Annotated in this window: 10 protein-coding genes; 8 read left to right on the top strand and 2 right to left on the bottom strand. The window is 64.8% G+C overall.

Features of this window, described 5'->3' with window-relative positions:
• The first annotated feature begins 37 nt into the window (after positions 1–37).
• The 4 genes from rplO to map are packed head-to-tail and all read left to right on the top strand — an operon-like array spanning position 38 to position 3,280.
• The gene (rplO, locus tag ACESNG_RS00690) at positions 38–484 is read left to right on the top strand and encodes a 50S ribosomal protein L15 (protein ID WP_373062443.1); all 447 of its coding nucleotides are present in this window, start codon (positions 38–40) and stop codon (positions 482–484) included.
• 17 nt (positions 485–501) lie between these two features.
• Positions 502–1,848: a preprotein translocase subunit SecY gene (gene secY, locus ACESNG_RS00695; RefSeq protein WP_373062431.1), complete on the top strand. Its 1,347-nt coding sequence runs from the start codon at positions 502–504 to the stop codon at positions 1,846–1,848.
• An 8-nt stretch (positions 1,849–1,856) separates the two neighbouring features.
• Complete coding sequence (locus tag ACESNG_RS00700) at positions 1,857–2,498, top strand: adenylate kinase (protein ID WP_373062433.1); 642 nt, start codon at positions 1,857–1,859, stop codon at positions 2,496–2,498.
• Positions 2,498–3,280 carry a type I methionyl aminopeptidase gene (gene map, locus ACESNG_RS00705; protein ID WP_373062445.1) on the top strand — a complete coding sequence of 261 codons (783 nt, stop codon included), beginning with the start codon at positions 2,498–2,500 and terminating at the stop codon, positions 3,278–3,280. Before ACESNG_RS00700 ends, map begins: the two co-directional genes overlap by 1 nt.
• Positions 3,281–3,305: 25 nt before the next feature.
• Here the strand turns inward: map and ftcD are convergent, their stop codons facing one another.
• Positions 3,306–4,832: a glutamate formimidoyltransferase gene (gene ftcD / locus ACESNG_RS00710; RefSeq protein WP_373067280.1), complete on the bottom strand. Its 1,527-nt coding sequence runs from the start codon at positions 4,830–4,832 to the stop codon at positions 3,306–3,308.
• Positions 4,833–4,834: 2 nt separating this feature from the next.
• Positions 4,835–5,665 (bottom strand): inositol monophosphatase, encoded by an 831-nt coding sequence (locus ACESNG_RS00715; RefSeq protein WP_373067283.1) that lies wholly within the window; start codon positions 5,663–5,665, stop codon positions 4,835–4,837.
• Between the two features lie 50 nt (positions 5,666–5,715).
• On the opposite strand from ACESNG_RS00715, the gene trpS reads away from it, so the two are divergent.
• The 4 genes from trpS to ACESNG_RS00735 all read left to right on the top strand — a co-directional run bounded on the left by trpS (position 5,716) and on the right by ACESNG_RS00735 (position 9,142).
• The gene (trpS, locus tag ACESNG_RS00720; RefSeq protein ID WP_373067285.1) at positions 5,716–6,723 is read left to right on the top strand and encodes a tryptophan--tRNA ligase; all 1,008 of its coding nucleotides are present in this window, start codon (positions 5,716–5,718) and stop codon (positions 6,721–6,723) included.
• A 158-nt stretch (positions 6,724–6,881) separates the two neighbouring features.
• On the top strand, positions 6,882–8,192 hold the full coding sequence (locus ACESNG_RS00725; RefSeq protein ID WP_373067287.1) for a type IV pilus twitching motility protein PilT: 1,311 nt from the start codon (positions 6,882–6,884) through the stop codon (positions 8,190–8,192).
• 50 nt (positions 8,193–8,242) lie between these two features.
• A complete protein-coding gene (locus ACESNG_RS00730; protein ID WP_373067290.1) occupies positions 8,243–8,959 on the top strand; it encodes a dihydrodipicolinate synthase family protein in 717 nt (238 codons plus the stop codon).
• Positions 8,960–8,998: 39 nt separating this feature from the next.
• Positions 8,999–9,142: a hypothetical protein gene (locus tag ACESNG_RS00735; RefSeq protein ID WP_373067292.1), complete on the top strand. Its 144-nt coding sequence runs from the start codon at positions 8,999–9,001 to the stop codon at positions 9,140–9,142.
• Positions 9,143–9,156: the final 14 nt, after the last annotated feature.

Here is a 9,156-nt window from a genome sequence, read left to right on the forward strand (position 1 = left end):
CATGGCTCACAATTCAGGCGCCGAAGGCGTCGAGAAGATCGGCCTGCACAACCTGCAGCCGGCGCCGGGTTCGCACCGCGGCCGTCGTCGTGTGGGTCGCGGTCCGGGCTCCGGCCTCGGCAAGACGTCCGGCAAGGGTCACAAGGGTTCTTTGGCGCGGTCCGGTCATGGTGGTCCGGGTGGCGGCAAGCCGCACTTCGAAGGCGGCCAGATGCCGCTTACGCGTCGTATCCCGAAGCGTGGCTTCACGAATCCGTTCCGTGAAGAGGCGCAGGTCGTGCGCCTCGATTCGCTGACCGGCGTCGCCGGGGACGAAGTGACGGTGGAGACGCTCGTCGCGGCTGGGCTCATTCGTTCGGGCCACGGCCCGGCGAAGCTGCTCAACAACGGTGAAGTGGCTCGTGCGTTCACGGTGCGCGGCGTGAAGATCAGCGCCGGTGCCAAGATGAAGATCGAAGCGGCCGGTGGCCGCATCGACGGCTGACGGAGACAATCCAGCGCATGGCGCAGCAATCCAATCCGGCGGCGCAAGCCGTCTCGAATATCTACCGCACGCCTGAGCTCTGGTCGAAGATCACCTTCACGTTCCTGTGTATGGTGATTTATCGGATCGGTACGCACATCACGGCACCCGGTATCGACGTCCAAGCGCTGACAGATTACTTCACCCGCCAGCAGGGCGGTGGCCTTCTCGGCCTCTACGACATGTTCGTGGGTGGTGGTCTTTCCCGCGCGACCGTCTTCGCGCTCGGCATCATGCCCTACATCTCGGCGAGTATCTTCGTCCAGATCGCCGGGGCTGTGTTGCCGAACGTGGACAAGATGCAGAAGGACGAGGAAGGCCGGAAGAAGTTGACGCAGTACACGCGGTACCTCACGGTCGTCCTGGCACTCGTTCAGGCGTACGGGTTTGCGCTGTTCACTTCGTCGCTTCCGGCCGCAGTGTCGCGTCCGGGGCCGTGGTTCACGGTGCAGATGATGCTCTTCCTGACCACGGGCGCGATTTTCGTGATGTGGCTGGGCGAGCAGATCACCGAGCGTGGTCTCGGCAATGGTGCCTCGCTGATCATTTTCTTCTCGATCGTCGAACGCATGTGGCCGTCGATCTTCCAGTCGTTCAACTTCGTGACGACGGGTGCCTTGCCGGTGCTCTCGCTGGTGGTGCTGGCGATTGTGATGGTCGGTGTCGTGGCCGGTGTCGTGGCGATCACGGTGGCGGCGCGTCGCGTCCTCATCCAGATCCCACAGCGTACGATGGCCCGCGGACGTCAGCGGGAAGCCGCTCGGAATTTCATCCCGCTTCGTATCAACACCGCAGGCGTGATGCCGATCATCTTCGCGCAGTCGGTGATCGTGATTCCTGGGGCGATCGCGCAGTTCAGTGGCAACGCCAAGGCACAGGAGATCGCGGAGTTGTTCAATCCGGCGGGCCCGAATCCGTGGTTGTACTTCGTGCTGTCTGCGGTGCTCATTCTGCTGTTCACGTACTTCTACACGTCCATCATTTTCAATCCGGTGGATCTGGCGGAAAACCTGAAGAAGCAGGGCGGCTTCGTGCCGGGCATCAAGCCCGGCGCCAAGACGGCGGAGTACATCGAGCAGGTGGTGGAGCGTATCACGCTCCCCGGCGCGATTTTCCTCACCGTCATTGCGCTGATGCCGATCGTGATCGCGCGCTTGATCAACGTACCGTTCGCCTTTGGCGGGACGTCACTGCTGATCGTGGTCGGTGTGGCACTGGATACGATGGCGCAGATGCAGCAGCACCTGCTGCTCCGCAAGTATGACGGCTTCATGAAGAAGGGGCGTGTGCGCTTCCGCGGCCGTCAGGCGACTCAGGGCTTCTAAGAAACATCATGATCATTGTCCTGCTTGGACCGCCGGGCGCGGGCAAGGGGACTCAAGGCGAGCGGCTTGCCGCTCGCCTTGACGTTCCCAAGATCGCCACCGGTGACGTGCTCCGCGCCGCGGTTCGTGACGGCACTCCGCTCGGTCTCGAAGCGAAGGCCGCCATGGATCGCGGCGATCTGGTTCCTGATGAGGTCATCATGGGGATCATGAAGGAGGCACTGGCGGCTCCCTCAGCAGCCAAGGGAGCGATCCTCGACGGCGTGGTGCGCACCACGCCGCAGGCAGACGGCGTTGCCACCATGCTTTCGGATCTCGGCCGGAAGGTCGATGCGGTGTTGCTGTTCGATATCGCCGAGGACGAGCTGGTGCGCCGCCTCAGTGGTCGTACCACCTGCGATGTCTGCCAGCGTCCGTTCTTCGGACGCCAGCCCGGCGAAAGCTGCGAGTCCGACGGAAAGGTGGGGACGCTCGTGCGCCGCAAGGACGACGAGCCGGATGCCGTGCGTAAGCGTCTGCAGGTGTATCGCGACCAGACGTCGCCGGTGATCAACTGGTACGAGGAGCACGGCCCCCGGGTGGTGCGCATCGATGCCATCGGTTCACTCGAAGAGGTCGAGGCGCGCGCCTTGCACGTGCTCGGGTATTGATGGCGATCGGAGGATCTGCTCCAGCCACCTTGCTCAAGTCACCGCGCGAGATCGACATCATGGCGCGCGGTGGCGCGCTGCTCTACGCCACCCTGCAGCACATGAAAGCCCACGTTCGCCCGGGCATCAGCACGGGTGAGCTTGATGCGTTGTGCGAGGCGTTCATTCGCTCGCACGCGGGTGCTGAGCCGGCCTTCAAAGGACTCTACGGATTCCCGGGAAGTGCCTGTATTTCCATCAACGAAGAGATCGTGCACGGCATCCCCTCGCGGAAGCGCGTGCTGAACGATGGCGACATCGTGAAACTCGACTTCGGCGTAAAGCTCGAGGGCATGTATACCGACTCCGCCATTACGGTGCCGGTCGGTGAAGTCGACGAGCAGACGCGGCGCCTGCTGGACGTCACCAAGCGCGCGCTCGACGCGGGTATCGCGGCGGCCACAGCGGATAACCACGTGGGCGACATCGGTGCTGCCGTGCAGGCGGTCGTCGAGGCGGCCGGTTTTTCCGTGGTGCGCGAGCTGGTGGGGCATGGCGTCGGCTTTTCGCCGCACGAGGAGCTGCAGATCCCAAATTACGGCAAGCCGAAGCGCGGGAAGAAGCTCAGCGTGGGCCTCACGATTGCCATTGAGCCGATGGTGAACGTGGGAACGGCCAAGACCAAGACGCTCAGTGACAAGTGGACCGTAGTGACGGCCGACGCCAAACGTTCGGCGCACTTCGAACACACGGTGGCGATCACTGCGCACGGGCCACGCATCCTGACGCAGCCGCACGGCTAATCTCGGCGCGTGGGAGCATCAGGCATTACTGCACTATCGCGCGCTCGGCGGCGGCTTCGGCGATACGTGCATGCACCGATGCCGCATCGAGTAAGGCGCGGGCCTCCTGCGCGAGTTGCGCGCCGGTTTGCGTGCCCTGTTCATCCAACGCTGCCACGTTGATGCGCACGTTGAGCACGGCACCCTTGCAGGCCGCTTCAGCGATGAGTGCCGCCACGCACGCGTCGGTCACGGCGTTGCTGTTCCCCTGCACGGCCACCGTCGCCGCGATGGCCGCAACCTGCACGGCCAGCTGCGCGGTTTCGAGGGGCACGCGCGAGGCAAATATCAGAGCGTCACGAAGGGCATCGGTGCGCGCAGTGGCGTGCTCCGGGTCCTTCGACATCGCGTAGGCCGCGCGCACGCGCTCGTAGGAATCGGCGTCGCGCTGCACGAGCTCGGAGAGTTGGCGGCGTAGCGCATGTGCTTCGACGCTGAGCTGCTTCATCTGCGCTTCGACGGCGGCGTACTTCTTCTTGCCGATGGTGAGTCCGGTCACCATCTGCGCGAGCGCCGCGCCAAGCGCGCCGACGTGCGCGGCTACGCTGCCGCCACCCGGAGTGGGCGACGCCTCGGCGATCCTTGCCATGAAGCTTTCGACCGCTTCACCGCTGGCGATGACCTCGCGCACCTTCGTCTCCAGCAGCATGGCCTTGGAGAACCCGCGCAGTTGCACGTGACGGGCGCCGGCTTCGAGCAGGACGCGCTCAGGGACCAGTCCGACGATCTCGCTCCAGGTGGGCGCGACGCCGTGTGCCGCCGCTTCCGACTTGACGATCTCATAGACGCGATGCAGCGGGGTCTTCTCGGTGTCCACGAGATTCATGGAGACCTGCGCCTGACCGTCGACTTCCATACCGAGACCCTTGACGTAGCGAAGTCCACCGGACGACCCGCGAATGGCCTTTGCGACTTCCTTGGCGACGGGGAGGTTCTTCGCGTCGCCGAGATAGACGTTGTAGGCCACGAGGAACGGACGGGCACCGATCGCCGTGGCACCGGCGGTAGGATGGACTTCGTTCGACCCGAAGTCGGGCGTTCGCGCGGGATTGGTGCGAATGTCGTCGCGCAATCCTTCAAACTCGCCACGTCGCACGTCGGCGAGATTCTCGCGGGCGGGCTCGGTGGCGGCGCGTTCGTACAGATAGACCGGAATGCCCAGCTCGGCCCACGCACGCGCGCCGAGCTCGCGGGCGAGGGCGACGCAGTGCTCCATGGTCGTGCCCTCCAGCGGAATGAACGGCACAACGTCGGTGGCGCCGATACGCGGATGCTCGCCCTGATGGGTGGTGAGATCGATGCGTTCCTGCGCGACCTTCATGGCGGCGAAGGCCGCCGGGACCGCCGCCTGGAGAGAGGCCACGAAGGTGATCACCGTGCGATGATGCGACGAGTCGCTGGAGACATCGAGCACATGCGCACCGGGCGTGCCCGCAATGGCGTCACGAATCGCCGCGATCACCGCCGGGTCGCGGCCTTCAGAGAAATTCGGGACGCATTCAACGAGAGACACGATCAGGCGGGGTTGGGGGCGGGAACGGCATCATCGTTCAGCATGTCGAGGAACCAGTCATGAAGGATACCGTTGCTGGCGACGATTGGCCCGCCCGCTAGACGGGCGTTGCGTCCCTCGAGGTCGGTGACGCGTCCGCCGGCTTCGCGGACCAGTAGCACGCCGGCGGCCAGGTCCCAAGGATGCAGGAAGAGCTCCCAGAACCCGTCGAAGCGTCCGCGGGCCACGTCTGAAAGGTCGAGGGCTGCCGAACCGGCACGGCGCACGCCCGAAATGATCGGCATGAGGCGTCCGAGCTGGCGAAGGTAGCGGTCGGCATGGGAGACATCCTTGAACGGGATACCAGTGCCGATCAGGGCACGGGCAGGGGTGCCAGTGGTCGACACCCGCAGCCTGCTGCTGTCCACGAAGGCGCCGTCGCTCGCGGTGGCATGCAGGACGCCGCCGCGGGCTACATCGTGAACGACCGCCGCCTGTGGCACGCCATCGAGGGCGATACAGATCGAAACGCAGTAGTTCGGAAAGCCGTGGAGGAAATTGGTCGTGCCATCGAGCGGATCGACGATCGCGACGAGTCCCTCGTTTGGGTGCGCATCGGCGCTCAACTCTTCGCCGACCATACGGATGCCGGGAATGCGCATCGTGATCATGTCGCGGATGCGCTCCTCAGCGCCGACGTCGACCCGGCTCACGAAGTCCGTGGCGCTCTTCTCCTCCCAGGTCAGCGTGCGATGCGACATCGCTTCGTGCGTAATGAACCGCGCGGCGGTGTCGGCGGCCGCGATGGCGGCGTCGCGCCAATCCTGACGCTTCGGGTGTGCGGACGAGGTCATTCGGCGAGATCTGCGTTGCTGGGGAAAATCACGGTGGGTACGTTAGAAGGATGTCACGCATCTTCAGCGGCATCCAGCCTTCGGGCGAACTTCACATCGGCAATTACCTCGGCGCCGTCAAGAACTGGGTCCAGCTTCAGGAGACCCATCCTGGCGCGCTATTCTGTGTCGTCGATTATCACGCGATCACGGGCGCGTACGATCCGGCGGTGCTCCGCGCGCGACGCTGGGGGATGGCGAAATCCCTGCTGGCCGCCGGCATCGATCCCGCGAAGGCCGCGCTGTTCGTGCAGAGCGATGTGCCCGAGCACACCGAGCTGTCGTGGATCTTCACGACGCTGACGCCACTGGGCGATCTCGAACGGCAGACGCAATTCAAGGACAAGTCGTCGAAGCTGGAGAGCATTCCCGCAGGCCTGCTGATGTATCCCGTGCTGCAGAGTGCCGACATCCTGTTGTATCGCGCCGATTCGGTGCCGGTCGGTGAAGACCAGATCCAGCATCTCGAGTTGGCACGCGACACGGCGCGCAAGTGGAACGCGAAGTTCGGATACGAGTATTTCCCGGAACCGAAGCCCCTGCTCACGCCGACGCGCCGCATCATGGGGCTCGATGGGCAGTCGAAGATGTCGAAGTCACTGGGCAACACCATCGGCTTGATGGAAACCGACGACGAGATCTGGGCGAAGCTGCGTCCGGCGATGACCGATCCGCAGCGCGTCCGCAGGACCGATGTCGGGCGCCCCGAGGTGTGCAACATCTTCCAGCTGCACAAGGCGTTCAGCAGCGCGGAGACCGTCGCGCATGTGGATGTGCAGTGCCGTACCGCCGGGTGGGGCTGCATGGATTGCAAGAAGGTCCTGGCCGAGAGCATGGTGCGGGAGCTCACGCCGATTCGTCGTCGGGCGGAAGCGTTGGACGCCGAGCCACAACGCGTGCTCGATGCACTGGCCAGCGGTGCCGAAACGGCGCGGGGCATCGCGCGCGAGACAATGCGCGAGGTGCGTGGGTTCATGGGCCTCGATGCGGTTGCCATTCCCACTGCAGGAACTGCCTGACACGAGCCGGCGTCGGCCGGAGTTGCCCGAGGACGGCGATCGTCGTCAACGTAGCGCGGGGCGCGCTGGCATCCGAAGGTGCCAGTGCTCCCCACTGTAGTGGGCGTTTCCTCTGATCGGGGGCGGCACAGCTCCTGTAGCTCTCCAAAGCAGGTATCGTGGCGATCGAGCGAATCATCAAGGCAGCAGTCGAACGCGGTGCGTCCGACGTGCACATCAAGGCGGGGGACGTCGTGCGTGCGCGCATCGACGGCCGTCTCGTGGTGCTGACGAAGCAGGCGCTCACCGCTGAACAGACCCGCGCGATCGCCCTGCACTTCATGATGTCGGATGCCGAGCGCGGCACGATCGACTCGCTGAAGGATCACGACTGCTCGTGGCATTCGCCGGGCGTCGGACGATTTCGCGTGAACATCATGCGTCAGCGGGCGGCGCATTCCATCGTAATGCGCGTAATTCCCGAGATTGTGCCGACCTTTCAGTCGCTCAAGTTGCCGCCGGTACTCGATCGCATTGCGCATACGGAACGCGGCATGGTGTTGGTGACCGGCGTGACGGGTTCCGGGAAGTCGAGCACGATGGCGGCGCTGGTGAACGCGATCAACGCCTCGCAAGAGAAGCATATTCTCACGCTCGAGAATCCGATCGAATTCATCCACGCGGATCTCAAGAGCTCCGTCACGCAGCGTGAAGTCGGGATCGACACCGAGAGCTTCCGCATGGGTCTCCGTGCGGCGCTGCGTCAGGATCCCGACGTGATACTGATCGGCGAAATGCGCGATCCGGAAACGATCGACACGGCGATGAAGGCGGCGGAGACCGGTCACCTGCTGATCTCGACATTGCACACGCCCGATGCGCAGAGCACGATCATGCGTATCGTGGCCATGTTCCCGCCCGACGAGCAGACGGTGGTGCGTATGCGTCTCGCCGAGTCGTTGCACGCGGTGGTGTCGCAGCGTCTGATGCCGCGCGCGAACGGACAGGGACGCGTGCTGGCGTGTGAAGTGATGATCGTGACGTCGACGATCCGCGACCTGATCGCCGAGGGCAACATCGTCGAGATCCGCGACTACATCGCCGATGGCGCACAGTACGGCATGCGGACGTTCGATCAACATCTCACCGAGCTGGTGAACAGCAACGAAGTGACGTTCGAGGTGGCGAAGGCGGCGGCGACGAACCCGGCAGACTTCGAACTGACCTTCCGCATGGGCAAGAACCGTCAGTCGCCTCCGGCGGGTGTGCGCGGTATCGCCTCGCGTCCGACGGGCAGCACGAAGTCGGTCACGCAGGGAATGAGTGCGGTGGCGACGCCGAACAGCCTGGGCGCCAACCCGTTGGGCACCGGACCCACCATGCCGCCCATCGCCACCAGTCCGAGCGGACATTCGGCGGTGTCGAGCCCGAATCCGCTGGGCAACGACGCGGTGTTCGGCAGCGGCTTCGAGAGTCTGTTCGGCAGCTGAACACGACGGCGTGGGGAACAGGAGCGCTGGCGTCAGATTAGATTTTCCGGATGCCGAATACTCCCATTGGTGGGCTCATGGTGCCCGCTTCCTCCTGCTTTACCGCGACGGGTGATCTCGACCGCGCCGCGTTTCAGTCGAACATCGATGCGTACGTCGGCCATGGTGTCGACGGTGTGCTCGTGGCCGGTTCGAGCGGTGAATCCGCGCTGCTGGACGACGACGATCGCCGACACTTGCTGACGTGGGCCCGCGAGCGGCTGTCGGACGACAAGTGGCTGCTGGTCGGTGTGGGCAGCGAGAGCACACGACAGACGATTTCGCGGGCGCATGATGCGAAGGCCGTAGGCGCGACGGCAGCGCTGGTGATCTCGCCGCACTACTTCCTGAAGCGAATGACGGAGCCGGCGTTGCTGGCGCATTTCCGCGCGGTCGCCGATGCGAGTCCGTTGCCGGTACTGTTGTACAACATGCCGGCGTATGCGCATCTGGTGCTGAGCCCCACGTTCGTGCACGAGATGGCGCAGCACGAGAACGTGATCGGCATGAAGGACAGTGCAGGCAACATCCCGGTCTTCACGCAGTACCTCGAGTCGCAGGGGCCGAACTTCCGCGTGCTGACCGGTAGCGGCGCGACGGTAGTGCCGGCGCTGGCGGCGGGCGCGGCGGGCGCCATTCTGGCGATTGCGCTGTACGTCGGCCCACTCGTGCGGGAGATGCTGAACGCATTCCGCGCGGGCGACGTGGACAGGGCGACAGCGTTGTAGGCGCGTCTGGCCCCGCTGGCGACGGACATCGCCGGTGCCATGGGCCCGGCTGGCATCAAGGCCGCGCTGGACCTGGTAGGACTGCACGGCGGTGCGCCGCGCAGTCCGCTACTGGCCGCGAACGCCGACGAGCAAGCGATCGTGCGGGCGCGTCTCGAAACAGCGGGGCTGCTGCCGGCGTAGTCCGTCGTATGGCA

Source organism: Gemmatimonas sp. (genome assembly GCF_041689975.1).
Lineage (GTDB): Bacteria > Gemmatimonadota > Gemmatimonadetes > Gemmatimonadales > Gemmatimonadaceae > Gemmatimonas.